25 protein-coding genes and 1 tRNA gene are annotated in these 26594 nt (G+C 63.2%); 17 read left to right on the top strand and 9 right to left on the bottom strand.

What is annotated here, in order from left to right:
- Positions 1-2 precede the first annotated feature (2 nt).
- Complete coding sequence (gene lipB, locus RX327_RS23120) at positions 3-731, bottom strand: lipoyl(octanoyl) transferase LipB (protein ID WP_317247218.1); 729 nt, start codon at positions 729-731, stop codon at positions 3-5.
- Between the two features lie 60 nt (positions 732-791).
- Here lipB and RX327_RS23115 point away from each other — a divergent pair, with 60 nt between their 5' ends.
- Both RX327_RS23115 and RX327_RS23110 read left to right on the top strand, forming a co-directional pair.
- A complete protein-coding gene (locus RX327_RS23115; protein ID WP_317247217.1) occupies positions 792-1037 on the top strand; it encodes a FliM/FliN family flagellar motor switch protein in 246 nt (81 codons plus the stop codon).
- Between the two features lie 93 nt (positions 1038-1130).
- Positions 1131-1215: transfer RNA gene (locus RX327_RS23110), tRNA-Leu, on the top strand.
- Positions 1216-1471: 256 nt separating this feature from the next.
- Here RX327_RS23110 and RX327_RS23105 read toward each other — a convergent pair.
- Genes RX327_RS23105 through RX327_RS23095 form a run of 3 tightly spaced genes read right to left on the bottom strand, consistent with a single transcriptional unit; the run spans position 1472 to position 5501 of the window.
- Entirely contained in the window at positions 1472-2512 is a 1041-nt protein-coding gene (locus RX327_RS23105; protein ID WP_063779928.1) for a DUF354 domain-containing protein, read from the bottom strand.
- Positions 2496-4526 (bottom strand): hypothetical protein, encoded by a 2031-nt coding sequence (locus RX327_RS23100; protein WP_317247216.1) that lies wholly within the window; start codon positions 4524-4526, stop codon positions 2496-2498. The genes RX327_RS23105 and RX327_RS23100 overlap by 17 nt, the downstream gene beginning before the upstream one ends.
- A gap of 24 nt (positions 4527-4550) precedes the next feature.
- Entirely contained in the window at positions 4551-5501 is a 951-nt protein-coding gene (locus tag RX327_RS23095; RefSeq protein ID WP_050385720.1) for a glycosyltransferase family 2 protein, read from the bottom strand.
- 335 nt (positions 5502-5836) lie between these two features.
- Between RX327_RS23095 and RX327_RS23090 the strand changes: the two genes are divergently transcribed.
- The 6 genes from RX327_RS23090 to RX327_RS23065 all read left to right on the top strand — a co-directional run bounded on the left by RX327_RS23090 (position 5837) and on the right by RX327_RS23065 (position 12483).
- Positions 5837-6634 carry a class I SAM-dependent methyltransferase gene (locus RX327_RS23090; RefSeq protein WP_050385721.1) on the top strand — a complete coding sequence of 266 codons (798 nt, stop codon included), beginning with the start codon at positions 5837-5839 and terminating at the stop codon, positions 6632-6634.
- Between the two features lie 29 nt (positions 6635-6663).
- On the top strand, positions 6664-7641 hold the full coding sequence (locus tag RX327_RS23085) for a polysaccharide deacetylase family protein (protein WP_160321773.1): 978 nt from the start codon (positions 6664-6666) through the stop codon (positions 7639-7641).
- A gap of 70 nt (positions 7642-7711) precedes the next feature.
- Positions 7712-8911 carry a hypothetical protein gene (locus RX327_RS23080; RefSeq protein ID WP_050385723.1) on the top strand — a complete coding sequence of 400 codons (1200 nt, stop codon included), beginning with the start codon at positions 7712-7714 and terminating at the stop codon, positions 8909-8911.
- 103 nt (positions 8912-9014) lie between these two features.
- The gene (locus tag RX327_RS23075; RefSeq protein WP_050385724.1) at positions 9015-9950 is read left to right on the top strand and encodes a lysylphosphatidylglycerol synthase transmembrane domain-containing protein; all 936 of its coding nucleotides are present in this window, start codon (positions 9015-9017) and stop codon (positions 9948-9950) included.
- A 167-nt stretch (positions 9951-10117) separates the two neighbouring features.
- Positions 10118-12046 carry a hypothetical protein gene (locus tag RX327_RS23070; protein WP_317247215.1) on the top strand — a complete coding sequence of 643 codons (1929 nt, stop codon included), beginning with the start codon at positions 10118-10120 and terminating at the stop codon, positions 12044-12046.
- A 62-nt stretch (positions 12047-12108) separates the two neighbouring features.
- Entirely contained in the window at positions 12109-12483 is a 375-nt protein-coding gene (locus RX327_RS23065; RefSeq protein WP_050385726.1) for a hypothetical protein, read from the top strand.
- A 6-nt stretch (positions 12484-12489) separates the two neighbouring features.
- Here the strand turns inward: RX327_RS23065 and RX327_RS23060 are convergent, their stop codons facing one another.
- On the bottom strand, positions 12490-13869 hold the full coding sequence (locus RX327_RS23060) for a polysaccharide deacetylase family protein (RefSeq protein ID WP_317247214.1): 1380 nt from the start codon (positions 13867-13869) through the stop codon (positions 12490-12492).
- A 96-nt stretch (positions 13870-13965) separates the two neighbouring features.
- Positions 13966-14781 (bottom strand): polysaccharide deacetylase family protein, encoded by an 816-nt coding sequence (locus RX327_RS23055; RefSeq protein ID WP_082190670.1) that lies wholly within the window; start codon positions 14779-14781, stop codon positions 13966-13968.
- Positions 14782-14865: 84 nt separating this feature from the next.
- Here RX327_RS23055 and mgtE point away from each other — a divergent pair, with 84 nt between their 5' ends.
- Both mgtE and RX327_RS23045 read left to right on the top strand, forming a co-directional pair.
- Positions 14866-16287: a magnesium transporter gene (mgtE, locus tag RX327_RS23050; protein ID WP_317247213.1), complete on the top strand. Its 1422-nt coding sequence runs from the start codon at positions 14866-14868 to the stop codon at positions 16285-16287.
- Between the two features lie 125 nt (positions 16288-16412).
- Entirely contained in the window at positions 16413-16733 is a 321-nt protein-coding gene (locus RX327_RS23045) for a helix-turn-helix domain-containing protein (RefSeq protein WP_317247212.1), read from the top strand.
- 668 nt (positions 16734-17401) lie between these two features.
- Here RX327_RS23045 and RX327_RS23040 read toward each other — a convergent pair.
- A complete protein-coding gene (locus tag RX327_RS23040; RefSeq protein ID WP_050385731.1) occupies positions 17402-17944 on the bottom strand; it encodes a DUF6428 family protein in 543 nt (180 codons plus the stop codon).
- A gap of 49 nt (positions 17945-17993) precedes the next feature.
- Here RX327_RS23040 and RX327_RS23035 point away from each other — a divergent pair, with 49 nt between their 5' ends.
- Genes RX327_RS23035 through RX327_RS23020 form a run of 4 tightly spaced genes read left to right on the top strand, consistent with a single transcriptional unit; the run spans position 17994 to position 20612 of the window.
- A complete protein-coding gene (locus tag RX327_RS23035; RefSeq protein WP_050385732.1) occupies positions 17994-18353 on the top strand; it encodes an ArsR/SmtB family transcription factor in 360 nt (119 codons plus the stop codon).
- Positions 18353-19039, top strand: a complete 687-nt coding sequence (locus RX327_RS23030; protein WP_050385733.1) for an aquaporin — start codon at positions 18353-18355, stop codon at positions 19037-19039. Before RX327_RS23035 ends, RX327_RS23030 begins: the two co-directional genes overlap by 1 nt.
- Positions 19036-19458, top strand: coding sequence for an arsenate reductase (glutaredoxin) (gene arsC / locus RX327_RS23025; protein WP_050385734.1), 423 nt, complete (start codon positions 19036-19038; stop codon positions 19456-19458). The genes RX327_RS23030 and arsC overlap by 4 nt, the downstream gene beginning before the upstream one ends.
- Positions 19455-20612 carry an MFS transporter gene (locus RX327_RS23020; RefSeq protein ID WP_050385735.1) on the top strand — a complete coding sequence of 386 codons (1158 nt, stop codon included), beginning with the start codon at positions 19455-19457 and terminating at the stop codon, positions 20610-20612. Before arsC ends, RX327_RS23020 begins: the two co-directional genes overlap by 4 nt.
- A gap of 85 nt (positions 20613-20697) precedes the next feature.
- Here RX327_RS23020 and RX327_RS23015 read toward each other — a convergent pair whose 3' ends face one another.
- Together RX327_RS23015 and RX327_RS23010 are read right to left on the bottom strand one after the other, a co-directional pair.
- Positions 20698-21588 (bottom strand): SDR family oxidoreductase, encoded by an 891-nt coding sequence (locus RX327_RS23015; RefSeq protein WP_050385736.1) that lies wholly within the window; start codon positions 21586-21588, stop codon positions 20698-20700.
- A 98-nt stretch (positions 21589-21686) separates the two neighbouring features.
- Positions 21687-22571: a LysR substrate-binding domain-containing protein gene (locus RX327_RS23010; protein WP_050385737.1), complete on the bottom strand. Its 885-nt coding sequence runs from the start codon at positions 22569-22571 to the stop codon at positions 21687-21689.
- Between the two features lie 80 nt (positions 22572-22651).
- Here RX327_RS23010 and psrA point away from each other — a divergent pair, with 80 nt between their 5' ends.
- From psrA to phnY, 3 genes are read left to right on the top strand one after another with little or no spacing between them, the layout of a single operon-like run.
- Positions 22652-23782 carry an iron-containing alcohol dehydrogenase PsrA gene (gene psrA / locus RX327_RS23005; protein ID WP_050385738.1) on the top strand — a complete coding sequence of 377 codons (1131 nt, stop codon included), beginning with the start codon at positions 22652-22654 and terminating at the stop codon, positions 23780-23782.
- A gap of 25 nt (positions 23783-23807) precedes the next feature.
- Complete coding sequence (gene phnA, locus RX327_RS23000; RefSeq protein WP_410712197.1) at positions 23808-25055, top strand: phosphonoacetate hydrolase; 1248 nt, start codon at positions 23808-23810, stop codon at positions 25053-25055.
- A gap of 26 nt (positions 25056-25081) precedes the next feature.
- Entirely contained in the window at positions 25082-26530 is a 1449-nt protein-coding gene (gene phnY, locus RX327_RS22995) for a phosphonoacetaldehyde dehydrogenase (RefSeq protein WP_050385805.1), read from the top strand.
- Positions 26531-26594 lie beyond the last annotated feature (64 nt).

The raw sequence follows: 26594 nt of genomic DNA, 5'->3' as shown, positions 1-26594 counted from the left end.
GCCTATGACGTCGCTTCCGGCAGGCGCGCTGCGGTGTCGCCGAACACCTCGGAAAAGGCCTGCCGGAGCGCGACGTCGACATCGGCCATGGTGACCGGCAACCCGAGATCGACCAGCGAGGTGACGCCGTAGCGGGGATCGGCGACGCCGCAGGGCACGATGCCGGCGAAATGCGACAGCTCCGGCTCGACATTGATGGCGATGCCGTGGAACGACACCCAGCGCTTCAGGCGGACGCCGATCGCGGCGATCTTGTCCTCGTGGCCCGCTCCCTTGTCGGGCCGCCTGACCCAGACGCCAACCCGGTCCTCACGCCGCTCGCCGCGAATGTTGAAGGCAGCGAGGGTGCGGATGATCCATTCTTCCAGCGAGGCGACATAGGCGCGCACATCGGGCCGGCGCCGCTTGAGGTCGAGCATCACATAGGCGACGCGCTGGCCTGGGCCATGATAGGTGACCTGGCCGCCGCGTCCGCTCTGGAAGGTCGGAAAGCGCGGCGCGAGCAAATCGTCGGCCTTGCCGCTGGTGCCGGAGGTATACAGTGGCGGGTGCTCCAGCAGCCATACCAGTTCGGGGGCCGAGCCCGCTGCGATCTTCGCCACCCGATCGTCCATTGCGGCGAGCGAATTGGGGTAGGGCACCGCGCGGTCCGAAATCCGCCATTCGACCGCTTCGCCGCCCGAAGAGCGCGCAAAGGTCGTCAAATCGAGGTTTTGGCGGTCGTTAACCATTAGCTAACCCTAACGTGGTCAGGTGAACCCACAATCTAGTTCCCGTTCGGCGGTTCAGAAGTGCCCACTCTCGATAAAGTCACCGTGGATCTCATGGTCGTCCTCGGGACGACCACCATGCCGATCCATCAAGTATTGCGTCTTTCCCGCGGCGCCATCATCGAGCTGGATGCCACCGAGGCCGACGAGGTCAAGGTCTTGGCCAATAATCTGCCTGTTGCTTCCGGCGTCGTGCTGGTCGATCGCAACCGGATCGCGGTCGAGGTCAAGCAGATGCTGCCGAAATCTCCCGGGGTTCGCAGTTAATTCCCGCATTAATCGCCTTGTCCCTGCATCCGTGATTTGTTACATGGCCCCGTCGATCCGGCGGTGCCTTCGGGGTTCCATCCGGCATCCCAAGCGCTCGTGGCGGAACTGGTAGACGCGCTGCCTTGAGGTGGCAGTGAGTAAAATCGTGGGGGTTCGAGTCCCTCCGAGCGCACCACAAACCCAAGTTTCCATCTGAAATCATTAGGCTTTTACCGGGTGGTGCCCGGGAATGCCGCCGTTCGCGTCCGGCCCCGGCAAGGCGCTGTCGAATGACTGGTCGCGCGGACCTGCAGGGTTGCGCTGCTATCTTCTCGGCTTGGGCGATGACAGTTCGAGGCGCCGATCGAATCGCTGGACCTCGGCGATAGCGGTCGCTTCCGGCGAGACTAAGCTAGATCTCGACGCCTGACCTCAACACGCGCGACCGGCCATCACGCAAAGCCACTATCAAACTGCTTGAGCAGCCAGTCGGTGAGGTCGACCTTCTCGGCCAGTACCCGCGCGTGCCGCTGCGCCATCGTTGCTTCCAATGCTGGATCAGCGACCATCCCCGACACGAGGGTCACCAGTTCCTCAAACTGCTGGGGCTTGAAGCCCCAGGCCAACCGATACCGCTGCTCCAGTTCAGCGATCACGGAGCAGCGCCCGACGAAGCTATTGCAGCGGATCGCGGGGCGACCGAGCAAAGCCGCCTCCATCGTCATCGTCTGGCTGTCGCTGATCAGTATCTTCGCATGAGCCAGAAGATCATGCATGCTCTCGGGCGGAGCCTTCAGAGCGTATGGCTGAAGGCGCGGAGCGATGGAGCTTTCCGCGTTGATGAAGACGCGGCCATGCGGTTCGAGCAACGCAATCAATCGAAGAACCTGAGCCTCGGAAAGCCCGCGCTCGCCGGCGTCATGATGAGCCGTCAGCGAAACCAGCCGTATGATGAAGTATGGCTCGCGAGGCTCTATTCCCAACAGGCGGACCACGTCCTGGTCGGGCTTGAAATGGTTCGGGTGGAGGTAGGCCAGCTCATGATAGCTGTCGTGAGTCCGTACCTTCGCGGTCTTTTTGTCCCGCAAGACCGCCGGTATGACGATGCGATTTGCGAAAGGATAGGTAATCTTCGCGAACAGCGGCACGTAATCGGCGTCGTCTTCGTTCAGGACGATCGAGGGCCTGCCAATGACGCGGCCGACGTGAGCAACCGATACAGACGTGCCGACAAGGAAATCCGGTCTGTCTGGAAGCGCGGCTTTCAGGACCTGCCAGTTGTGGATCGCAAGCTCGATGGCGCTGCCGACAAGGCCCCGGCGCGGCTTCGAGGCGACGGTATAGGGCAGGCCGTAGTGATCGAGCAATCCACCGATAATGCCGCGATCACGGATTGTGACGGTGATCTTGTCGCCACGCGCCTGCATGCGCTGCGCCACGTTTCGAAAAAGGTGAACGTGCGCGGGATGGCCGATATCAAACAGAACGTGCATCGCTCTTGTTAACTTTGCTGGGATAGAGCATTGGGATCTGAGCGATGCGCTCCAGCACCTCGGTTGGATCGAGACCGATTACGCCGCAATACCACGCGATCGATTCGAAGCGCGGGATGTTCTCCATTTCGACGAGACGAAGCGCGCTCGCTCGATCGAGCACGCCCTCTCGAATCTGGTTCGAGCGGAAGGTGTCGTTCTCGCTGAAGCCCGCGACCCGCGTATAAATGTAGTTATAGAAAGCAGCCGTCCCATCTCCGATGCGCCAGGTCGAGCGCGTATCGTTGGCGGTCTCCCAGTCGTATTGATCGATCAGCGTGTCGTTTACTTCGCTCTCGACCCAGGGAATGTAGTCGAACAGTCGGAGATATTCGTGCTTGATCGAATAGTAGCTGAAGAAGGCGCCGGCGGTGTCGAGAAGCGATTTGTTGATGTAGCGCGGGTTGAGCAGAAATTCCTTGCCGTAGTAGCTCGCCATCTGAAGCTGCGCGAATTGTGACGGCCGGTGTCCAAGGGTGGGCGGCACACCACAAAAGCCGGCCTTGAAATGTGTCTTCTCCAGCGGATTGGAAGCGAGCACCGTAGCTTCAAGGTGAAGCTTTTTCGCGAGGTTGTTGGCGTAGTAGAAATACTGCTTGTCGCCGGCCATGAAGAGGGGGACCATTCCAAGTGACGGCCGCTTGAGCCAAGCAGAGACGTTGCGACGAATGTTTGCCCGCTTTTCGGCAATGTCGGCCGAGACGAGAATATGCTCGACCTTGAGCGCCCCGCACATCCGCGCCTGATTGCGGCGCGCCAGGTCCGTAATCATTCCCCAGTCGTAGGTGTAGGCGATCGGCTTCAGGCCGAGCTCACGCACCGCGTAGTGAAGGCCAAAGCTGCTGTCGCGTCCTCCGCTCAGCGTGATGAGGCAGTCGGCGGAGGCGCCGTTGCGCCGTGCCTTCAGCTTGTTGGCTTCGGCCTCCAGGGCAGGACGCCCTAGATAGGTCTTCGGTTGGTGGCTCTGGCAGAAGTTGCAGACGCCGCTTGCGTCGAAAGCGATGAAAGGGATCGTTTCCGGCAAAATACAGCGGGTGCACCGGCGCAATGCCTTGATCGGTTGCGGATCGATTTCGAAGCGCGAGAAGTTGCCAAGCCTGACTGCGGGCATCGAATTGAAGGTCGTGGCGTTGCGGACCTTGGCGGGTGTGTCGTCCCGGATCTCGCGCCGCCGCGGGGCGATCGCCGGCGTCTCTTTGGTGTCGGTCCCAAGATCGATCTCGTGGCTGACCAGCGTATCGAGCCCGATCAGCAATGCGCTACCAGCCCTGATCTGTCGGATAGCGTCTGGACGCGCAGGCCAGGCCAGGCCTGGCGTGGTCAGGAATTCCTCCAGAATGTAGCGCTCGGAGGCGAAGACGATTGTGTCCTCGGCCGGGCTCGGCGCCACATAAAGAGAGCCGTTATTCGTTGCGAGGACCATGCAGTTGAGGTCGTCGAACACGAGTGCGGTCGAAACCGTCCCAAGCAACCTGCGGAACGTCGAACTCATCGCGTCGGCGAGGGATTCGCCCCGATCGAGATGCTGGCGGAGCAATTGGAGCATCACTTCGGTGTCGACTTCGGCCTGCCGCTCGGCCGTGTTTATGGTTCGCCACAGATCTTCGTCATTGACGATGATGCCGTTGTGAACGCCCAGGATGCCGCCGGCAAGAACCGGCTGGTTGTTCGCGTGCAGGTTTTGAGTGCCGTTCGTGACGAGCCTCGAATGTCCAAAGACAGCGATGGGCTCGCGAGACTTGTAGAGCGTGTCCAGAGCGCCCTTGAAGAAGGGAGAAAAGTCTGTCGAGGAGAGAAAATCGCGCGGACGCTGCGCGCTTTTGCGAAAGGTGACGGTGGTCGGCCCAATGATGGCGAGCCCGGACAATTCCTTGCCGCGCGTTTCCGACAGGAGGAACAGCCGTGAGACGGCGCGTTCCATGATCTCGCGATCAAGCGCGCCCGGGCTCGTAATCACTCCGAAAATGCCGCACATCGCAACCGCTCGCCGTCGCTCGATCTATTTCAGGTGCTTGTTCATTTCCATGTCAAGCCACATGGCAAACATGACGGATTGCCAGCCCATCAAGACAAGGAATGTCGTGAAAAGCGGTGTGTTGTCTGCCACGAATCCAATGAAGAGCCGATGCATCACAACGTAGAGTCCGACGAGCATGCCGAGGGACAGTAAAACAGCGCCCGTGAAATAGAACAGCACCAACGGATGAAAGTCGCGGATGATGTATTTCTGCAGCATGCGATAGGCAAACAATCGCACGAGCAACAGTGACAGCCTCGGCACAAGGCGAATTGGCTTGATGCCCGATTGTTCGCCGATACCGTAGATCGGCTTGATCGGGATGTCGCGTACTCTGAAATCAAAGATATTCAGTTTCACGAGCATGTCGTTCGGCATCCCGTACCGCTTGTAGATGTCGTCCAGGTTCAGCGTCTTGAGCACCTTCCGGTTGGCCACAGTGTAACCGGTCTGCGAGTCCGCCACGTGCCAATAGCCGGAGGCGATCTTGGTCAACATCGAAAGCAATCCGTTACCGATGTAGCGAACGCGCGGAATCAGGTTCCACGCCTCGCCGGTGAAGAGCCGGTTTCCCTTGGCGTAATCGGTTTCATCGGCAATGACGGGCTCAAGCAGTGCGTGCAGGTCGCCGGGATCCATTTGCGCGTCGCCGGCCATGACGGCTGTCGCATCGATGTCGTGGTCGCGCGCCCAGCGATAACCGGCGGCGATCGCCCCACCGACACCTTCATTTTTGGGCAGCCGAATCAGTATGACGCGTTCGGGTTGCGCGGCAGAATAGCGCTCGACGATCTCGGCGGTGCGGTCGCGGCTCTGGTCGTCCACGCAGACGATGTGGTCGACAAATTCCGGCATGGTCTCGATGACGCGGCCGATCAGTTTTTCCTCGTTGTAACAAGGCACCACAACCGCGACAGTCTTCGATTTATACATGCGCATTTCCCGCCGCGGCGCGGCTTCGTGAGTTGTAGGCCGGTTGGGGAACCTGCTTAAGCCTCTGTTCCAGGTTGAACCACCCTGCTTGAATGCGGTATCTGCAGTTTCGTCAATAGGCTGTCCACCGACGCGTCGGTCAGGAGATCGCGCTCGGCTCCAATTTTTCTGGCTCTCGTGTCTGAATTTGTTGCATTTTCGACTTTGGTGCCGGCGAAGGGGCAGCAGGCCAAGCCCGCGGATTCGCGTCTTCAAACGGGTTGCGCCATATTATTCAGTAAGATCAATAAGATGCGTCAGAATCAATTTCGGCGGGCAGGCGCGGATCGCACTCCATGAACGAGGAAACGCTCCGCTTCTACAACCTGCAGGCGAAAAACTACACTGCGCTCAGAGCCCGCCCCATTCAGGTTTACACCGACAGGCTCGAGCGGGAAGCCATGGCCCCGCTCGTTGCGGCGGCGACAAATATCCTCGACCTTGGCTGCGGCGAGGGGCGTTTGACGCGATGGCTTGCGCAAAGCAAGCGAGATCAGGGCGGAGATTTCACCGTGCACGGTGCGGACTTCAGCCCCGAAATGATCGCCCATGCGCGGGCGCTGAATGGCGGCCTCCCGGCAACCTACGGTATTGGCGATGCGATGGCGTTGCCGTTTCCGGACAATAGCTTTGATCTGGTCGTATCGTGCACGGCCCCCAACAATTTTCCCGACCTGAACGCTGCGCTCGATGAAATCCGTCGAGTGCTGCGGCCGGGCGGTACATTCTGCGCAACGATCATAAACAGCCAGGAGACAGCACGCTTCTCGCGCTATCTTTACTACTCGCCATATTATCTCGCGAAGCTTGTGCAGCGCATCGTGAAGGGGGCGTCGAGCTATCACCGCGTCTTGTTCTCTCGCGAAGAGCTCGAGCGTCTGCTGCAGGGCCGCTTCAAGATGATAGAGATATCCGGAATGCGGCTCATTCCCGATTTCGTGCCGGAATTTCCGCTGAACATCTGGCCGCCCTTGTTTCCGGTCATGTCGGGCCTGATCGACGCCACGCAGAGCCTTGATCATTGGCTTGCAAAGCATCCGACATTCGGACGCCGCGCCCGTTTCCACCTTGTGATTGCACAGGCAGTGAAATGAAGCCGGGACGACAGCGCCCGAAATTCGTCGTGACCGTAGACGTCGAGGACTTCTTCGAGCCGCGGCCTCCGATCGACACCTATCGGGGCCGTAACGCCGGGCGCGATTACGCAACTCCGCGCATCATGGATATCCTCGAACGACACGGCGGCCGCGGCACCTTCTTTGTCGATGTCCAGAACCGCCGGACCGTCAGCGAGGAGCTCGTTGCCGGCGTGACACGCGAGATCGCCGAGCGTGGCCATGAGGTTGGCCTGCACACCCATCCGGCGTTTCCGGAGGGAAAGCGTGGATACGGAATGGCGCAGACGATGAAGACGCTGTCGCTCGACGAGCAGCGCCGGTTCATCTCCGAAGGGGTGGCGCTGATTGAATCCTGGACCGGCCGACCGCCTGTCAGCCATCGCGCCGGCGGCTACGGCGCCAACTACGATACGCTCGCTGCCCTGGAGCAAAATGGCATCGAGATCGATTCGAGTGTCTTTTACGGCTATCCGCACTGCGGACTCAATCATCCCCCGCTCACAGCGAACGCCGTTGTTCGGCATGGCGATCTGCTCGAAGTTCCCGTGACCGTGACGCGCTGCGATCTTGCGATTGGACCGGCCCGCCTGCTGTCGCTGACGAAGAAGCTCGATCCGGACTGGTGCAGTCCCGGCGAGTTGCGCCGCCAGATCGAAGCCGTCTTGGCGTCCGATCAGCAAATCATCGTGCTGTTCTTGCATTCCTATTCGTTGATAGATATCGAACGCGGGTTTCGGCCGGACGAACGCGCTTGTGCGGTTCTCGATGAATTACTGGCCGACTGCGTCGGTCGCTTTGACGGAGAGATTACGACGCTGGAGCGTGCGGCTCGCGCCGTCGATCCAGTCTCCAGCAAGGAAGCGGTAGGCCAATCGCTACCGGTCGTTCGCTCCGATCTGCTGTTTCGCAATGTCGAACTCACCGGTTGGCTGATGCGAAAAGTACGGCTGCGGCACTTGAAGATTCTGGTCGGGCAACGGTAGCGGCCTAGCCTGTTGCACACACGATAGAGTAAATGGCTACAGCGCGCTTTTTTGTAGAAGGCCTCCACGCATGATGACCGGTCAAGGTCCGGCTTCGGATCGGGATCTGCTCGACCGTGTTCGCGCAGCGTCCGATGCTCTCGGCAACTGGCTCGAGCAAAACGACTATGCCGGCAACGATCCCTATCAGCTGGACAACATTATTTCCCAGGTTGGCGGCCGACCTATCATCGGGCCGCTCATGCACTTTGCCCGCCGAACGCTCAAGCCCTACCATGCTCTGATCCCGAAACGCCTGTTCCAGGCGGCCCCGGCCATTGTCATGCCACAAGCACTCGGAGACAGCCTCGCGGGTGAAGCTCGCCAACCCGACGGCAAGGTTTCGCGTCGACGAGCGGCGAGGTTGCTGACCCTGCTGGAGGACACGCGTAGCCCGCTGGCTCGCAATGCAGCTTGGGGTTTGCCGTTCAACTGGGGAGGAACGGGAAAGCACCCGAAGCATTGGCCGACCACGATTACGTCCACCATTGTGTTGACCGGTCTCCTCGATGCCATCCATCTGCTCGACCGCGACCGGGGGCTGGCGCTGCTCGAATCCGGCATACGTTTCATGCTGGAGGAGGCGGGCATGATCGAGTTGCCCGAAGGCGCATGTGTCTATTTTGGTCCGGGCGACACGCGTCTGATAATCAATGCAAGTGTTGCAGCCGCAGGCTTGCTGGCCCGGGCGGGAAGGGTGCTTGATCGCGACGAACTCGTCGTGCTTGCCGGGCGGGCAGCCTTGTTCGCCGTGCACCATCAAAATCCGGATGGATCCTGGTTCTATGCGCCGGCGTTCCGCGATCACCCTGTCGACACGATCATCGATAGCCGGCACACCGGCTACATCATCGAAGGGCTTATCGAAGTCAACGCGACAATGGGAGACCAACGTATCGCGGATGCGATCGGGCGTGGTTGGGGCTATATGCAGGCCCAGTTGATCGACGACGACAAGCCGCGTTGGAGTCCCGAGCAGACCTGGCCAATCGATTCCCACGATGTCGCACAGAGCATCATGACCGCATTGGCCTACGGGGATAAAAGTCTGGCAAAGCGCCACATGGCTTTTGCCATGGATCGCTTTTATGCCGGCGAGGGCAAGTTCCGTTACAAGGCGTTCGAGAACGGCAACAACAACGACGCCATCTTTATTCGCTGGACGCAAGCACCGATGTACAAGGCGACCAGCAAATATCTGGCGAATTTTTCCGTCACGGAGCGTGGATGAAAATCCTCACCCGCCGCTCGCTGCGAGCCGGATTGCCACGCTGCGCGTTGCTCGCCGGGAACCTCTCTTGCGGCTCGAACTCAATTGAGAGGCACGGAGCCTGATGGGTCTGCTTACTCGCAAGCGGTTGCTTTGGGGCGCGGCCTTCATTGTGGGCGCTGCGGCGCTATTCTATTTGGTCGATCGCATCGATTGGCACACTCTTCGGTCGATCTCGATTCAGACGTTACTCGTACTCTGCCTCTCGTCGATCGTTATGATTGCGCTGCATGCTGCAGGCGCAGCGACGCTGTTGGCGGGAATGCGTCATCCAGCCAGCCTGATGGATGTCATGATGGCCATGCTGGCAGCGGGCACGGTGAGCCTTGCCGGGGATCCTAAGCTCGGCGTGCCGGCGCGCCTGGCGTTCTACAAGATGCTGGCGGATATCCCGGTGAGTGTCGGCGCGGCTCAAACGACGATCGAAAGCCTTCTTTGGCTGTTCTTGATGGGGGCGGTCCTGGTCATTCCGGGCGAATTGGCAGGTGATCGCGCGGTCCCGCTTTCGCTTGCGGCCGCCGGATTGCTGATCGCCGGCCTCGCAGCCGTGGGGCTTGGTCCTGCGGTGTTGGACAAGATGTGGGTACTCGGCCCGTTGTTTCGGGCCTCCGGGCCGATCCGTCAGTTCGTCTTCGATCTGCGAAACGCAATGTTCGGGATTAAGCCATTTGCGCTGGCTGTCGCGACGCTGTGGCTTGCGACAACTTATGTGGTCGACGTCGCTTCGATTTGGTATCTCGGCCGGGCCTTGGGTGCTGATCTTCCCCTTGTGGCCATCGGGCACGCGATCGTCATTTCTTATCTGGCCGGCGCAGTTTCCCTGCTGCCGTTGGGACTGGGGGTGCGTGACGTCACGTTCGTGCTGCTGTTGCAGCAGGCTGGAGCTTCCGCGGAGACGGCTGCAGCGCTTGCTCTGATTCACCGCACCGTGCGCACGGTTCTTCCGCTACTGATTGGTTTCGTCGTCTCCGGACTGATCGCAACGCGTTCTCGGCCGTAGAGCAACTGCTTGACGCGCCGCGACCGCCCGAAGATTGGGTAGCCGCCCGTGCGCGGGGTGACTACAACATCGTCGAGTTCCGGCTTCGCGATAGGGAACGCTTAGCACGAGCCGAATGCCGGGGTTTGAAATTTGCGCAATGGGCCGAACGACAAAGGGACAATGGCTTGAGCACTCCGTTTCTGATCGGCCAGCTCGTTCTAGCTTCCGGCTTGGCGAGGTTTTTCTACGTCTTTGACAGCGTCCTCCCGATTCCTCCCTTTGGGCGTATTGCCTTCGGAGTGGCGACGACCAGCTTTGTCACAGCATGTCTGTTGTTGCTGCTCACACTTGTTGCACCTGGGCTGGCCCTTGGAGGGCACGCCAGCGCGCCGTTCATCGTTGGATTGGCGTTGCTTGCAGTGCCATGGAAAGGACCGACGCCTCGAGGTCCCAAGAACCACCGCGCGTTGCGCGATCCGGTCGTTCTGGCGTCGGTCGTGGCCGTACTGATGGTGGCCTGCATTATCGTGCCGCGGCTCTGGTTCTATGCCGGCCAGGTGACCGGCAATTCCGACGCAATGCAGTACCTTGCGGAAGCGCGGCAACTTCTTTCGCAACGTAGCTTCTTCGATGCCTCCGGGATCGGAGGCCTTTCCGACGGCACTCTGCGCGGCGATCCCCATGGCCTGCTCTGGCCGGCCTACAATGCGTCGGCCCTGCTTTGGTCCGGTCTCGGCGGGGCCGGATTGAGCGACGAAATGGTGCCGCGCGTTGCATTCCAGCTGACGATCGTCACCTATGTTGCGGCGGGCGTGGCTCTCGCGAGCGCTGCGCGGGTGCGTGGCCTCGCGATCCTTCTACCGCTTCTGCTTCTGGCGGTCCCTCTCATCCACAGCGGATCAATCGACGGCAGCCGCGACGTATTCCGACTAACGGCGCTCTTGCTGCTTTGCACGTTTCTTGTGGCGCAGTGGCAAGACGGTGCGCGTTACCCAAGCGTGGGAGCTGCGCTATCGGGCGTTGTGCTCGGCGGCTGGGCGATGCAGGGCCATGCACTATCCATTGTCCTTGTGCCGCTGATTGTCGCGCCCTGGACGCTTCTGAGCGTTTCATTCGGGCAGTCCCCGACGCGCATTGCGCTGCTGACCGCCGCAGTGGCTGCAGGCTATTGCCTGGGCGGCCTTCATGTCGCAATGGCCTATTACAAGACCGGCTCCCTGACCGGCGACAACGTTGACGCAGCCCGGGTCGCCGCCGGTACGCTCTATGCGCACAGCATCGAAGCGCGAGATACGGCACGTATCGGCGAAGGCGCAGTTCTGTCTAGCCGGCTCCTCATCAGTTTTGCCAGGGACGGTGGATGGCCGAGCGCAGCGGCGCTTGTCGTCTTGTTCGCGACGATAGTCTGGTACGCCGTCCAGCGGGTTTTGTCCCGAGGTCGCTCTACACTCCAGTCAATCGACTGGCGGATCGGGGCGATGTTTGCGGCGTGGTTTCTCAGCCAGATACTCCTGCTGTTGGGCGCCTTCGATGTCGGATACTACAATCTGTCGAGTTGGACAGTGTTGAATGCGCGCTACGCGATGCAGTTTTACATGTTCGCGGCTCTGTTCGTCGCTTGGGGAATAGCGGTTGCTCCGGTTGCGCTGACCGCCACGTCAACAAGCGTCGAGCGCCGCGAAACCTGGACCCGGGTCGCCTTGTTGTTGGCGATTCTCGGTGTGGCAGTTGCCACGACCTGTATGCTCGTCAAACGATGGACGTACTATTCAACGAGCGGCTATCAACGGGTTGCCAGGCAGTTGAACGCTTTGACCGCGAGCCTGCCACCGACGTGTCGGGTACTGGCCGAGGATACCGGCATCAATTTTCTCGCCCAACGGCAGGTTCTGCAACTCTACAGCAAATACATGCGCGACCTTCTCGTCGAGCGCGACAAGGAAAAGCTGCTGCATGAGCTGGACAAGCGCAGTATCTGCGCTGTCGTTCTCTATGATGGGTTGTACGTCGACATGGCCGGGCCTGCGGCGCCGCTTCTTGAAGCGCTGGCCTCGCCGAACTTCAAGATGTATGGCGTCGAGCCATGGCGCATCTACGTGCGGGCGGCGCCCTAACTGGCGACTTTGGCAACGCGAGCGATCGCGCGGCTGCAAGCTTGCCTTACTCGGAGCGCTTGATGATCTTTGCCAGCTACGCCTACCGTGTTGTCTCCAACTTCGTGTTCCTGGGGCTGGTCTATTTCACGCTGAACCTTCTGGAGAAGTACGAGCAGCGCGCGACGGTCGCGATTCTGGTCCTGGTCTATGCGGCGATGCACGCCTTTTCCGGCCTGCGCTCGTTCTATTTCTTCCAGCGCATCGAGCGCTTGGAGGGCGAGACGCGACGGCTCGCCGCGGCGGCGGGCGAGGGGCCCAATGCTGTCGCCTCGCGCAGGCAGATCGTCGCCGATGTCACCGTGCTCAGGCATGCCGGCGAGATCAAATCCTATATCGACATCTTCTTCCTGGCGCTGGTGATCCTGCTCTGCGTCGCCAAGATCGTGGCCGGCTAGATCACGTCAATCAGGCACGCGCTTGCCGGCCGCCGACGCCTCGGCGCGCGGCGTGCGCTTCTTCATGTTGTTGGCGAGGTGGACTGACGCATTGTCGGCAGCCGGCGGCGCGACATGCAAGGGGGCGCCATGGGCTCGGCCGTGCGCCGCGGCGGGCCCTTGATGCGCGGCCCGCTTCGGATGCCGGGCCTGACGCGCGGAGAACGCCTGCGCGCGCGGTACGCCAACGCCAACGGCCGCACGCTGCGCGAGGCGGCGATTGGCCGCCGATCGGGCCGCGAGCAGGGTCAGGTCGAGCGCTTCGGGAACGCGGAACACGTCGGACGCCGGGACCGGCAATGTCGGGACGGTTGCGAACCGCGCAAGCTGGGGCTGCGGCCACAGCGTGCGGACGGGCATCGCGACCCGGGTGCGCTGTGCGTGGTCGAGGATATCGGCATCGCGCCAATCCATGTCGGCAAACACCGGGGCAGGCAGCGCCCGCGTCGCGGTGAACACGAAGTTCGGAATTTTGGGCCAGCGCGTGGTCGCCACCGTCTCGGTCGGTGGATGCAGGTACCATTGCTGCGGCTGGGTCGGCGTCGCCGGGCGATCGGGCGTTGCGGGCACGACATGAACGATCCGGTAGCCGCGCTCCTTCAGCGTGTTGAGGATGCGCGGCAGCGCCGCCACCGTGCGGGCCTGGATGTCGTGCAGCAGCAGGATACCCTTGCCCTTGGCCTCCAGCCGCTGGATCGCGAGCTGGTAGACGCGGTCGGACGACACATGCCGCCAGTCGTCGGCGGGGAAATCGGCGCTCCAGACCTGGATGCCGTGGGACGCCAGATAGGCCTCCGGGATCTCGGCGCGCATCAGGCCGGGAATCCGGAAGAACGGCGCGAGCTTGCTCTTGTCGCCATTGAGGGCTGCGAGCGTCGAGGCAATGCCGTCGTCGACCTCCTGCCGCACCTTCTCGAGCGGCATCTTGTTCATCGTCAGCGGATGGTTCTGGCTGTGCGTGCCGACCGTGTGTCCGGCTGCGATCAGCTTGCGCACGCCCTCCGGATTGAATTGGGCCTGGGAGCCGATGGTGAAGAAGGTCGCCTTGACGCACTGGCTGGCGAGAATGGCCAGCACCTGGTTGCTGTATTTCGGCAGCGGCCCGTCGTCGAAGGTCAGTACCACTTCGTGATCGGCGAGCGGCAAGGTCTCCGGATACTGCATGGTGCCGATCCGGGGATGCTCCTTGGGATCGACGACGAGGGTCCGCGAGGTGCCGAGTGCGTTGGGGTTAGGGCAATCTGCAGCGAGGGCAGCGTACGGCGTCATCAAGCCGCAGCCCAGCAGCGTCGCGCGGACCACGGTCCGCGACCGCTTCCGGATCATCACCAGGACGTTTGCAATCATCGAATCTCGGCCGCATTCCAAACGCACTGACGAATCCTTAGGTGCGGCGCCATGAATGCCGCCTTAACGGTCTGTAATCCACCATGGGTCCCGGGTTCAATGTGTCCGGTCGGACACGGTTTTCAGCGCCGCCGGGACGATGTGGACGACGTGGTATTTATGCTCCTGCAGGTACCTCAAGAAGGCGGGCAGCATCTCGGCTGTCCGCACTTGCGGATCATGCAGCAGGATAATTCCCTTGCGGTGGCCTTCGAGCCGCCCGGTGAGCAGCTTGAGTTCCTCCTCGGGGGTCATCTTGTTCCAATCGCTGGCCCAGAAATCGGCTCCGAACACCGCGATACCGCGCTTTTCCAGGTGGTCCAGGAGGGCGGGTGTCGATTCGAAATAGGGGAACCGGAAGAACGGCGTGCTCGGAATCGTGCTTTCGGTGCCGCGCAGGGCCTTCTGGACCGCTTCGATCCCCCGGTTGATGTTCGCCTCGGCCTGATCCAGCGGGAGTTTGTTGAGATGCGGATGGTCCCAGCTGTGATAGCCGATGCTGTGGCCGAGGCGCGCGATCTTGCGGACCATATCGGGATGATCGGCCGCGTTGCGGCCGACCATGAAGAAGGTTGCCTGCACGCATTCGGCCGCCAGCGCCGTCAGCACCTTGTCGGTGACCCCCGGCGTCGGTCCGTCGTCGAAGGTCAGCACGACCTCGCCATCCCTGAGCGGCAGGGTCTGCGGAAAGCTCTTCAGCCCGACGCGGGGATAGGTCGCAGGGTCGACCTCGAGCACACGTGAGGTGCCGAGCGCGTCCTTGCGCTGGCATTCGGCGGCGTGCGTCGAGCCGAACACTGCAACAGGCGCGAGCGCGACCAGCGCCGCGAAAGCCTTCCGGAGCGGTCGCGGTGCGCTCGACATCTTTCTCATTGCACTGGGCCCCACCGATTAGGTAATCCGTTCCGCACTCATCCAACCAGTTTTTCCCCTCCTGTCAAACCGGCGAAACACGGCATGGCCGAGAATTTCGACGTTGCCGAACCCGCCGAGGCCGATCCGCTGGCCCGGATGTCGATGCGGGACGAGGAGGGCGAGCTCCGCGGCGAATTCGTTGCGGCGATCACCCGGGCCATCCACGCCGCCGACCGGCCGCTGCTGTGCGAGGTGGTGGCGGAACTGCACGAGGCCGATCTCGGCGATCTGATCGGTGCCCTGGAGCCCGACGACCGCGTCCGCCTGGTCGAGCTGACGGGGCGCGACTTCGACTTCTCGGCCCTGAACGAGGTCGACGAGGCCGTCCGCGAGGAGATCCTCGAGGAACTGCCGCCGGAAACGGTCGCCGAGGGCGTCCGCGAGCTCGAATCCGACGATGCGGTCGAGCTCCTGGAAACGCTCGACGAGGCCGAGCAGGAGGAGATCCTCGAAAAGCTGCCGGCGGCCGAGCGCGAGGACATCGAGCGCAGCCTGCTCTATCCGGAGAACTCCGCCGGCCGCCGGATGCAGACCGAGTTCATCGCCGTGCCCCAGGATTTTACCGTGGGCCAGGCGATCGACTACATGCGCGAGACGCCGGATCTGCCCGACCGCTTCTACGAGATCTACGTCGTCGACAAGGACCAGCACTGGCTGGGCGCGGTGCCGCTCGACGTGCTCCTGCGCACGCGCCGCCCGGTGGCGCTGACCGAGCTGACCGACGAAGACCGCCGCCGCGTCTCCGTCCTGGAGGACCAGGAAGAGGTGGCGCGCATGTTCGGCAAGTATAATCTCGTCGCCGCGCCCGTGCTCGATACCCAGGACCGCCTGGTCGGCGTCATCACCGTCGACGACGTCGTCGACGTCATCGAGGAGGAGGCGGACGAGGACCTCAAGGCGCTCGGCGGCGTCACCAGTGACGAAGAGCTGTCGGACACCTTCCTGACGATTGCGCGCGGCCGCTTCAACTGGCTGCTGGTGAATCTCGCCACCGCCTTTCTGGCGTCCTCCGTGCTCGGCCTGTTCGAGGGCCAGCTGGAACAGATGGTGGCGCTCGCGGTGCTGGCGCCGATCGTGGCGAGCCAGGGCGGCAATGCCGCGACCCAGACCATGACGGTAGCGGTGCGCGCGCTCGCCACCCGCGAGCTCGGCTCCTCCAACGCCTGGCGCGTGGTGCTGCGCGAGACGCTGGTCGGCCTCGTCAACGGCCTCGCCTTCGCCGTGATCACGGGCATTGCCGCGGTCGCCTGGTTCAAGATCCCGGGCCTCGGCATCGTCATCGGGCTCGCCATCATCTGCAACCTCGTCGCCGGCGCGCTCGGCGGCATCCTGATCCCGATGGCGCTGGATCGCGTCCGGGCCGACCCGGCGGTGGCGTCGGGCACCTTCGTGACCACTGTGACCGACGTGGTCGGCTTCTTCTCGTTCCTCGGTATCGCGACGCTCTGGTTCGGGCTGAAGTAACGCGCTCGCGGGCAGGGCGGCGCTGGTTCGGGCGCGAGCCGCGCTGGGCCGCTTATCGTTAATCCGAACTTAACGCGCTTCATCGATGATGCCGCTATCTCCAAGGGGCCATCACGGGGGCCATCATGCAGCGGTTGCGGCTGAAGGCGGACGGACGGATCGTCGAATTGCGGGATGGACAGGAAATCCCGCTCATGCCCGCACATCCCGACCAGGCGGCGATGCAGCCTGCGGCAGCGCAGCCGGCCGTACGCGATCTGCGCCGCCGAGCCCAGCTGACCCAGATGGAGTTCGCCGCCAAGCTCGGCGTCCCCGTCGAGACCATCCGCAACTGGGAGCAGGGCAAGCGCGCTCCACGGGGGCCTGCCCGCGCGCTGCTCGCGGTGATCGCGCATGCGCCGGACACAGTATTCGCCGCGCTGTCGAGCGAGCCGACGGCGGCTTGAGCGGCTAGGGCGCGCTCCCCATCATTGCTGCAATGTCGGTGTCGTCCCTGCGAAAGCAGGGACCCATACTCCGCGGCCCGTGTTGTGAACGGGACTCGTCGTTCGACCGTCCCGCAACAATGCCGATCTGTGATTAGGGGTCCCTGCTTTCGCAGGGACGACAGCGAGTGTGTTGCACGACCGGGAGTCAAACTTCCACATTCTCGCGACACGATTTGCCCGAGCTTTGCTCTTCGTTTCGCCGCTCTGGAAACAGAGGGCGCAGGGAAAGCCGGGTGCCGATCGCACCCGTGGGCCCCGAGCAAAAGATAGAAGGCTCGGGGGTAGGACCACAGGTGTAACCGGAAACAACCCGGCTTTCCCTGCGCGATGGGTTACGGCTTATATGTGCTCACCCCGGTGAGACTGGGCTTTGTTGTCACCGTCTCGCGAAGATGCTTCGCATCTCGCGAGAGACACCTACCACTAGGGCGTCAGGCCTGCACGATTTCGCCGTCCGCTTCATGCGCACTCGTCAGTTGCGCTTGCCGCGTCCACCGCATCTCACCGCAACACTCCTGACGATGCGCAGCGCCCCTCGATCGGGTGAGACGGGTTATTCATACATTGAGTTGCCTTTCGGATAAAGCGAAATATTTTTGCTCCAAGGGCTTGACCCGTCGGGCAACTCAGTGATCGGCAATTTCCGGGCAGCAGGACTGTTTGGCTCTTGGTGCGCAGCAGGACTGCTGTTCCTGCAGCCATCGGTCGCGCGGCTTGCAACTCGACGGGCGCGCCGAGAGATAGACCCGGATCGCCGCGTCGCCGGCATCCATGCGTTCCGCCTGATAGATTTGCATCGGCCGAACACCGTCGCTCACCTCGAAGGTCAGCCTGGCTTGCGGGTCGAAGCCGACCGCCTCGTCGACCTTGCGGATGATCGCAAGAAGCTTTCCGGCTGGCATGTGGCCGCGGTTGTCCTCCTCGATGTCCCAGAGCTGAATGAAGGTCTCGCTCCAGCTCTCCGGGTTCGCGCCGCAATCGAGCGCCCTGAACGAACCGGTCTTGACTTCGGTCACGTGGTAGCTCGGGCGGACGTCCCGGCCGTCGTAGCTGAAGATCAGCGGCTTCTCCTTGTGCGCCTCGAGGCTGGAAAGGAGGGCTGCGGATGACAGCTCTTCCACCGGAAGCAGGGCGCCGACGATCGAACGGGTATTGGCAAGCGTGTCCATGGCTGCTATCCTCATTTCAATGATTATTGAATTGTAGGATTATCGAAAGATGGAGGAGCGTCAAGCCCGAACCGCGTTTGCCGCGCTGTCGCAGGAAACGCGGCTGCGGATCGTGCGGCTGCTGGTCCAGGCGGGTCCCGAGGGGATGGCCGCGGGTGCGATTGCGGAGGCGGTCGAGGTGTCGCCATCCAACGTGTCGTTCCATCTGAAGGACCTCGAGCACGCCGGCATGATCGTGCCACGCCGCGAGGCGCGCTCGATCATCTACTCGGCGGATTTCACCGGTTTGCGCGACCTCATTGCCTTCCTGATGAAGGATTGCTGCGCGGGCCACCCGGAGATCTGCGCGCCGGCGCTCGCCGCTGCCCAGTGCAAGCCTTCCACGGGCAAGAAGAAGGCGCGTGCCTGATGCGCGATTTCGATCTGCCACGGCGCCTTGTGGCTGAATGTCTCGGCACGTTGCTTCTGGTCGCGACCGTCGTTGGCTCCGGCATCATGGCAGAGGCCTTGACCAAGGACGTGGCGCTGGCGCTGCTCGGCAACACGCTGCCGACCGGCGCCATTCTGGTGGTGCTGATCACAATCCTTGGACCGATATCCGGCGCGCATTTCAATCCGGCGGTCACGCTGGTGTTCACGCTCAAGGGCGAACTCCGCCCGCCGCACGCCGGGCAGTACGTCGCGGTGCAGGTGCTCGGGGGAATGCTGGGTGCGATGGTCGCGCATGCCATGTTCGGCCTGCCGCTCCTGGAGTTCTCCGCCAAGGCGAGGACCGGGTTCCCGCAGTGGTTTGCGGAATTCGTTGCCGCGTTCGGATTGGTCGCAACGATCATCGGTGGCCTGCGGTTTCGCGAGGCCGCTATCCCATGGCTGGTCGGGCTCTACATCACGGCCGCCTACTGGTTCACCGCGTCCACGTCTTTCGCCAACCCGGCTGTTGCCATCGCGCGATCATTCACCGATACGTTTTCCGGTATCCGCGCGCAGGATCTGCCGGGATTCATCGTCGCCGAGATTCTGGGGGCGATGGTCGCGCTGGCGCTGATGACGTGGCTCCTGCGGCAGAGCGAAACGAAGATGGAAGCAATCCGATGACGATCACGATCTACCACAATCCCGCTTGCGGAACGTCGCGCAACGCCCTCGCCATGATCCGCCAAAGCGGGGAGGAGCCGGAGATCGTCGAGTATCTCAAGACGCCGCCCGCGCGCGACATGCTGATCTCGCTGATCAAGGCCATGGGCATGACGCCCCGCGCCCTGCTCCGCGAGAAAGGCACGCCTTATGCGGCGCTCGACCTTGCCAATCCGAAATGGAGTGACGACGAGTTGATCGATTTCATGATCGCGCATCCGATCCTGATCAATCGGCCGATCGTGGTCTCGCCGAACGGCGTGAAATTGTGCCGGCCGTCCGAGGCCGTGCTTGAACTTCTCGCCACTGACATTGGCCAGTTCGTCAAGGAAGACGGAGAAGTGGTTCCGCCCAGGACGCCGGGTGCGCGCGCCGGATGAGCCGCCGTGCAGACAACGTCCTGATCGTTGCGCTCGGGACCACGCAAACCCTTGCCTGGGCGTCGAGCTATTATCTGCCCGCCATCCTCGCGGACCCTATTGCGCGGGACCTCGGCATCTCGACGAACTGGCTGTTCGCCGCGTTCTCGATGGCGCTCGTGATCTCCGGGCTGCTCGGTCCGCGGGTCGGCCGCCAGATCGACCGGATGGGCGGACGCGAGGTGCTCTGCGCGTCCAACCTCATCCTGGCGTCCGGTCTGATCCTGCTTGGGCTGTCGCAGAGCGGCGTGCTGATGGCGGTGAGCTGGTTGTTGCTCGGCGTCGGCATGGGCCTTGGCCTGTATGATGCAGCCTTCGCGGCGCTCGGGCGCATTTACGGCAGCGCCGCCCGCCGCTCCATCACCGGCATTACCCTGATCGCGGGTTTTGCCAGCACCATCGGCTGGCCGCTGAGTGCGTGGGGGCTCGCAACCATCGGCTGGCGCTGGACCTGTTTCGGCTGGGCCGCGGCGCACATTCTGATCTGCTTGCCGCTCAATGGTTTCCTGATCCCCAGGCTGAAGCGAGAGCATCAGATCGCGGCCGACACGCCGAAGCCGCACATTGCCATCGACCGCGCGATGGTGTTGCTCGCCTTCGCCTTCGCCGCCGCCTGGAGCGTGACGTCGGCGATGGCGGTTCATCTGCCGCGAATTTTGGAGTCGCTCGGTGCGACGCAGGCGCAGGCGATCGCCGCGGGCGCACTGATCGGTCCGGCGCAGGTGGCGGCGCGCATTGTCGAAGCGAGCCTGCTGAAGCGTTTCCATCCGCTCTGGTCAGCGCGCCTGGCCTGCATCACGCATCCCTTGGGCGCCTGCGTCATCGGCCTGTTCGGCGGGGGCTTCGCGGGGGTGTTCGCGCTGTTGCACGGCGCGGGGAATGGAATCCTGACGATCGCGCGCGGCACGCTGCCGCTGGCGATATTCGGTCCGAAGGACTACGGCTACCGCCTGGGACTGCTCGGCGCGCCGTCGCGACTGTCTCAAGCCCTCGCGCCCCTTGTATTCGGATTCCTGATTTCGCCGCTCGGCGGCTATACGCTTGTGGTCACGTCGGCCCTCAGCCTTGCCGCGCTGCTGGCATTGATCGCGCTCAAGGCCGCGCCGAAGGCTTAGCGGTAGCGGATGGCGGCGGCATCGGTGTCGGCAGGGCGGCCGATCCGCGCACTCCTTCGGCTCGATCTCAATCGTGCCGACACCCCTAGGGAGGTCCAGCGCCGCCTGACGAGCCATAGACCTGGCCGTTGGCGAAGCTTGCGTCGGCAGCGGCAAGTTGCACGTAGATCGATGCCAGCTCGACGGGCTGGCCGGGTCGGCCGAGAGGGGTATGTCCGCCGAAGTTTTCCAGCTTCTCCATCGATGCCCCGCCGGACACTTGCAGCGGGGTCCAGATCGGTCCCGGCGCGACGGCGTTGACACGAATGCCCTTTGGTCCGAGCTGCTTTGCCAGCGACTTCACGTAGTTCATCGTCGCAGCCTTGGTCTGGGCATAGTCGTATAGGTCGGGCGAGGGATCGTAGGCTTGCTCCGAAGCCGTACCGATGATCACCGCGCCCGGCTTGAGATGCGGCAGCGCGGCCTTGATGATCCAGAACGGCGCATAGACATTGGTCTTCATCGTCGCATCGAAATCTTCCGAAGAGACGTCCAGGATGGACTCGCGCGCTTGCTGCCGGGCTGCGTTGTTGACGATGATGTCGAGGCCGCCAAGCCCGTCGATCGAGCGCTTGACCAGCTCCTTGCAAAAACCTTCGTCGCGAAGATCGCCAGGAATTGCCAGACCGTTGCGCTTCTCGGCCCTGATCAGGCCGATGACCTCCTCCGCATCGGGCTCTTCCGAAGGAAAATAGTTGATGGCGACGTCGGCGCCCTCGCGCGCGAAGGCGATAGCGGCGGCGCGCCCCATGCCGGAGTCGCCACCCGTGATCAGCGCCTTGCGCCCGGCGAGCCGGCCCGAGCCGCGATAGCTTCGTTCGCCATGGTCCGGCCGCGGCTCCATCTTGCTTGCAAGACCGGGCCAGGGCTGGCTTTGCCGCCTGAACGGCGGTTTCGGATATTTGCTGATCGGGTTCTCGAGCGGCTTGCTGGCCATTGGCTGCTGTCCTTTCCGAAAGAGCTGATGGCCTAACCGGCGGGACGGGGAATCGTTGCTAACGCCTGGGGATGGAGGCGCTGGGGCGAAAGTCGCCGCTAGTTGCGATCCGTACCCTTCATGCGCCGGACCGTGTCGATGAACGCTTTGATGATCGGCGAGTGGCCGCGGCCGCTGTGATGGGCGATGCTGTACTGGGTCTTGATGGTGCGGTCGCTGATCTCCAGCGCGCGCAGATTGGGGTGCGGCACGAATTCGAAGTCGGCGACGACGCTGATGCCGAGGCCGCGCTCGACCGCCTTCCACACGCCCTCGCGGCTCTCGATCTCGAACACCGGCTCGATCCTGATGCCCTCGGCCTGCATCGTCGCCTCGAACGCGCGCCGCGTGGTCGAGCCGCGCTCGCGCAGCACGATCGGCTGGTCGGCCAGCTCGCGCAGCCTGACCGACTTGCGCTTGAACCAGGGATGATCGCGGTTGACGAACACGATCACGCGGTGGGTGCGGTAGGGGATCATGGTAACGCGCGGATCCTCCGGCACCTCCGCCAGGATCGCGACGTCGGCCTCGAAGTCGATGATGTGGCGGAAGGTGCGTTCGGAATTGCCGAGCAGGGTCGAGATCTGCACCTCCGGATGATCGCGCTTGAACGCCGCGATGATCTCGGTGGCATGAAACGGCCCGACTGTCGCGACCCGCAGGTGTCCTTTGGTGGCCTTGCCGTGTGCGGCCAGGAGGTCGTGGGCTTCGTCGCAGAACGTCATGATGCCGCGGGTGATCTCGAACAGCGCGGCGCCGGCCTCGGTGAGTTCGGTGTGCCGCGGCTTCCGGATCAAAAGCTCGACGCCGTAGCTCTCTTCCAGCTCTTTGACCTGGATGGTCAGCGTCGGCTGCCCGACATTGAGCACGCGCGAGGCCGCGGTGAAGCCGCCATGGGCGGCGACCGCGTGGAAGGCGCGAAGCTGGCTGAACACTATTGACATAATCAATAGAACGCATCCGCAGAATGAATTTGTCAATAGCAGCCGGCGCCGTACCTTCGCGCCAAACGGAGGACGCGCTGATGGACTGGACTTATTCCAACCCGGTGAGGATCGAATTCGGAGTCGACAGCTTCGACAAGCTGCCGGGACTGATCGACAAGCGCGCCTATGCGCTCGTGACCTATGGCGAGCCGGTCTTCGACGAGCTCGAGCGGCGACTGCGCGCCGCGGCGGGACCATCGGTCCTGACCATCCGCGACGTCGCGCCCAATCCGGACTATCGCCTGCTCACCGAACAGACCGCGCGTTTTGCCGGGCTCGCGAAACAGCCCGAGGTGATCGTCGCGCTCGGCGGCGGTTCGGTGATCGACTCCGCAAAGGTGTTCGCGGCCGCCGGCGGCGACTTTGCGACCGTCAAAACCTATCTGGAGACGCAGCAGGGCGCCGAGCGCCTCGCGGCGATCCCGATCATCGCGGTGCCGACCACTGCCGGCACCGGCAGCGAGGTGACCTGCTGGGGCACGGTGTGGGACGAGGCCAACGGCAAGAAATATTCGCTGGCACGTCCATCGCTTTATCCGACCCATGCGGTGATCGATCCGCGCCTGATGCTCGGCAAGCCGCAGCTTCTCACCATCAGCACTGGGCTCGACGCGCTGTCGCATGCACTGGAGAGCATCTGGAACCTCAACAACAACCCGGTGTCGGCCAACCACGCGGTGGCCGCGGCGCGCAGCATCCTCGACGTGCTGCCGAAGCTCGCCAATGACCTCGGCGATCTCGAGCTGCGCAGCCGCATGGCGCAGGCGGCGCTGTTCGCGGGCCTCGCGTTCTCCAACACCAAGACCGCGATCGCGCATTCGCTGTCCTATCCGATCACGCTGCGGCACGGCGTGCAGCACGGCATCGCCTGCTCGTTCTCGCTGCCGATGGTGCTGCGGAGCGTCAAAGGGGCGGGCGGGCTCTGCGAGGACAGTTTGAGGCAGATCTTCGGCGCCGATCTGGCGCGGGCCGCCGACGATCTCGAGGATTTCATGGCTCGGCTCGGCATCTCCTGCAATCCGGCCGCCTACAGGATCGAGCGCGCCGAATGGCACGCGCTGATCGCGGACTCGCTCGAGGGCGAGCGCGGCCGCAACTTCCTGGGGTCGAAGGAACGGCTGATCGAGGCAGCGCAGACGCAGCGGACGCCCAGCGCGGTGAACGCGTGACGACACCGCAGTGACAAGGAGAGGCATCATGCAAGACAAGCGCAAGACAATCACCGTCAACGGGCGCCGTTACGAAGCGCCGACGCGGCCAACCGTCGTGATCTGCCTCGACGGTTCGGAGCCCGGCTATATCGAGCAGGCGATCGAGGCCGGCGTCGCGCCGACCTTCGCGCGCTTCATGAAGGAGGGCGCGCATGTCCATGCCGCCAGCGTGATCCCGAGCTTCACCAATCCGAACAACCTCTCGATCATCACCGGGCGGCCGCCCGCGGTGCACGGCATCGCCGGCAACTACTTCTACGACACGGCGAACAACGCCGAGGTCATGATGAACGATCCGAAGTTCCTGCGCGCACCGACCATCCTGGCCGGTGTCCATGACGCCGGCTACAAGGTCGCCGCCGTCACCGCCAAGGACAAGCTGCGCACCTTGCTTGCGTACGGTCTGGACTATTCCAGCGGCCGCGCCATCGCCTTCTCGTCGGAGAAGGCCGACCAGGCCACCAGGGCCGCCAACGGCATCGATGACGTGCTCGACTTCGTCGGCCTGCCGCTGCCCGAAGTCTACTCGGCCGATCTGTCGCGCTTCGTGTTCGCGGCCGGCGTCAAGCTGGTCGAGCGCTACCGTCCCGATCTGATGTACCTGTCGACCACCGACTACATCCAGCACAAGGTCGGGCTCGGCACCAAGATCGCCAACGACTTCTACGCGATGATCGACGGCTATCTTGCGGAGCTCGATGCGCTCGGCTGCAACATCGTGGCGACCGCCGACCACGGCATGAACGACAAGTTCCTGCCCGACGGCAAGCCCGACGTGATCTACCTCCAGGATGTCATGGACGACTGGACCGGAAAGGGCGCGGCGCGGGTGATCCTGCCGATCACCGATCCCTATGTCGCCCATCACGGCTCGCTCGGCTCGTTCGCGACCATCTACACGCCAGAGGGCGCCAACGTCGACACGCTGCTGTCGCGGCTGCGTGCGACCGGAGGCATCGAGGTCGCGCTGACGCGCAAGGAGGCCTGCGCCAGGTTCGAGCTGCCGCCGGACCGGGTCGGCGACATCGTCGTGATCTCGACCAGGCACAAGGTGCTCGGCACCAGCGAGTCGCGTCACGATCTCTCGGGCCTGACCGAGCCGCTGCGCTCGCATGGCGGGCTGACCGAGGAGCGGGTGCCGCTGATCGCCAACCGCAGGATCGCGCTGCCCGCCGGTCACGCCCTGCGCAATTTCGACGCCTTCGACGTCGCGCTCAACCGCATCCAGTGACGCATTCGGACCCCAAGGACAGTGCCATGAACATCCAGAGCCCGGCCGTTCGCCACGAGCAGATGCGGATCGCAGGCAGCCTCGTCGACACCGACGAGCATGTCGAGGTTTTCAATCCCTACACCAACAAGGTGGTGGGCACGGTCCCGGCGGCGCGGCCGGAGCATGTGCGCAGCGCCTTCGCCAGGGCGGCCGCGTTCAAGCCGAAGCTGACGCGCTACGAGCGCCAGCGCATCCTGCTGCGCACCGCCGAGATCCTGGCCGGGCGCAAGGAGGAATTCGCGCGGCTGATCACGGCCGAGTCCGGGCTGTGCTGGAAGGATTCGCTCTACGAGGCCGGCCGCGCCTATGACGTCTATTCCTTTGCCGGCCAGCTCGCGATCAAGGACGACGGCGAGACGTTCTCCTGCGATATCAGCCCGCAGGGCAAGGCGCGCAAGATCTTCACGACGCGCACGCCGTTGCTCGGTGCGATCTCGGCGATCACGCCCTTCAACCATCCGCTCAACATGGTGAGCCACAAGATCGCGCCGGCGATCGCGACCAACAACCGCGTGGTGCTGAAGCCGACCGAGCTGACGCCTTTGACCGCGCTCGCGCTCGCCGACGTGCTCTACGAGGCCGGGCTGCCGCCCGAGATGCTGTCGGTGGTGACCGGCAATCCGCATTCGATGGGGGATGCGATGATCACCGATCCGGACGCCGATCTCGTGACCTTCACCGGCTCGGTCAGGGTTGGCAAGCACATCGCTAGCAAGGCCGGCTACAAGCGCCTGGTGCTCGAGCTCGGCGGCAACGATCCGCTGATCGTGATGGAGGACGCCGACCTCGACAAGGCGGCCGAGCTCGCGGCCACCGGCGCCACCAAGAATTCCGGCCAGCGTTGCACGGCCGTGAAGCGCATTCTCTGCGTCGAGGCGGTCGCCGACGATTTTGCCGCGCTGGTGCTGAAGAAGGCACGCAAGCTGAAATGCGGCGACCCGATGGATCCGACGGTCGACGTCGGCACCGTGATCCACGAGGGCGCGGCGAAGGAGTTCGAGCGCCGCGTCAATGCCGCCGTCGCCGACGGCGCCGAGCTGTTGCACGGCAACGCTCGCGACGGCGCGCTCTATCCGCCGACCGTGGTGGACCGGATTCCCTACACCAGCGAGCTGGTGATGCAGGAGACCTTCGGGCCTGTGATCCCGATCATCCGCGTGCCCAACGATATCGACAGCGTGATCCGGATCTCGAACGCGACCGCGTTCGGCCTGTCGTCCGGCGTCTGCACCAACCGGCTCGACTATATCACGCGATTCGTCAACGAGCTCGATGTCGGCACCGTCAATGTCTGGGAAGTGCCGGGCTACCGGATCGAGATGTCGCCGTTCGGCGGGATCAAGGATTCCGGCCTTGGCTACAAGGAAGGCGTGCAGGAGGCGATCAAGAGCTTCACCAACGTCAAGACCTACTCGCTGCCCTGGCCGGTCTAGAGCAGCGCGTTCGACGAGGGCCGCACGCGGACAACAAGAACAACGCGGCGGCCGACTGCGATCA

Origin of the sequence: Bradyrhizobium sp. BEA-2-5 (genome assembly GCF_032918025.1) — a bacterium.
Lineage (GTDB): Bacteria > Pseudomonadota > Alphaproteobacteria > Rhizobiales > Xanthobacteraceae > Bradyrhizobium > Bradyrhizobium pachyrhizi.
This window is presented reverse-complemented; position numbering and strand designations above follow the sequence as displayed.

Excerpts from the sequence above, each read along its gene's own strand:
- lipB (WP_317247218.1), bottom strand. The coding sequence starts at position 731 with ATGGTTAACGACCGCCAAAACCTCGATTTGACGACCTTTGCGCGCTCT.
- RX327_RS23105 (WP_063779928.1), bottom strand. The coding sequence starts at position 2,512 with ATGCACGTTCTGTTTGATATCGGCCATCCCGCGCACGTTCACCTTTTT.
- RX327_RS23100 (WP_317247216.1), bottom strand. The coding sequence starts at position 4,526 with ATGTGCGGCATTTTCGGAGTGATTACGAGCCCGGGCGCGCTTGATCGC.
- RX327_RS23095 (WP_050385720.1), bottom strand. The coding sequence starts at position 5,501 with ATGTATAAATCGAAGACTGTCGCGGTTGTGGTGCCTTGTTACAACGAG.
- RX327_RS23090 (WP_050385721.1), top strand. The coding sequence starts at position 5,837 with ATGAACGAGGAAACGCTCCGCTTCTACAACCTGCAGGCGAAAAACTAC.
- RX327_RS23080 (WP_050385723.1), top strand. The coding sequence starts at position 7,712 with ATGATGACCGGTCAAGGTCCGGCTTCGGATCGGGATCTGCTCGACCGT.
- RX327_RS23075 (WP_050385724.1), top strand. The coding sequence starts at position 9,015 with ATGGGTCTGCTTACTCGCAAGCGGTTGCTTTGGGGCGCGGCCTTCATT.
- RX327_RS23065 (WP_050385726.1), top strand. The coding sequence starts at position 12,109 with ATGATCTTTGCCAGCTACGCCTACCGTGTTGTCTCCAACTTCGTGTTC.
- RX327_RS23060 (WP_317247214.1), bottom strand. The coding sequence starts at position 13,869 with ATGATTGCAAACGTCCTGGTGATGATCCGGAAGCGGTCGCGGACCGTG.
- RX327_RS23055 (WP_082190670.1), bottom strand. The coding sequence starts at position 14,781 with ATGAGAAAGATGTCGAGCGCACCGCGACCGCTCCGGAAGGCTTTCGCG.
- mgtE (WP_317247213.1), top strand. The coding sequence starts at position 14,866 with ATGGCCGAGAATTTCGACGTTGCCGAACCCGCCGAGGCCGATCCGCTG.
- RX327_RS23045 (WP_317247212.1), top strand. The coding sequence starts at position 16,413 with ATGCAGCGGTTGCGGCTGAAGGCGGACGGACGGATCGTCGAATTGCGG.
- RX327_RS23040 (WP_050385731.1), bottom strand. The coding sequence starts at position 17,944 with ATGGACACGCTTGCCAATACCCGTTCGATCGTCGGCGCCCTGCTTCCG.
- RX327_RS23035 (WP_050385732.1), top strand. The coding sequence starts at position 17,994 with ATGGAGGAGCGTCAAGCCCGAACCGCGTTTGCCGCGCTGTCGCAGGAA.
- RX327_RS23030 (WP_050385733.1), top strand. The coding sequence starts at position 18,353 with ATGCGCGATTTCGATCTGCCACGGCGCCTTGTGGCTGAATGTCTCGGC.
- arsC (WP_050385734.1), top strand. The coding sequence starts at position 19,036 with ATGACGATCACGATCTACCACAATCCCGCTTGCGGAACGTCGCGCAAC.
- RX327_RS23020 (WP_050385735.1), top strand. The coding sequence starts at position 19,455 with ATGAGCCGCCGTGCAGACAACGTCCTGATCGTTGCGCTCGGGACCACG.
- RX327_RS23015 (WP_050385736.1), bottom strand. The coding sequence starts at position 21,588 with ATGGCCAGCAAGCCGCTCGAGAACCCGATCAGCAAATATCCGAAACCG.
- RX327_RS23010 (WP_050385737.1), bottom strand. The coding sequence starts at position 22,571 with ATGTCAATAGTGTTCAGCCAGCTTCGCGCCTTCCACGCGGTCGCCGCC.
- psrA (WP_050385738.1), top strand. The coding sequence starts at position 22,652 with ATGGACTGGACTTATTCCAACCCGGTGAGGATCGAATTCGGAGTCGAC.
- phnY (WP_050385805.1), top strand. The coding sequence starts at position 25,082 with ATGAACATCCAGAGCCCGGCCGTTCGCCACGAGCAGATGCGGATCGCA.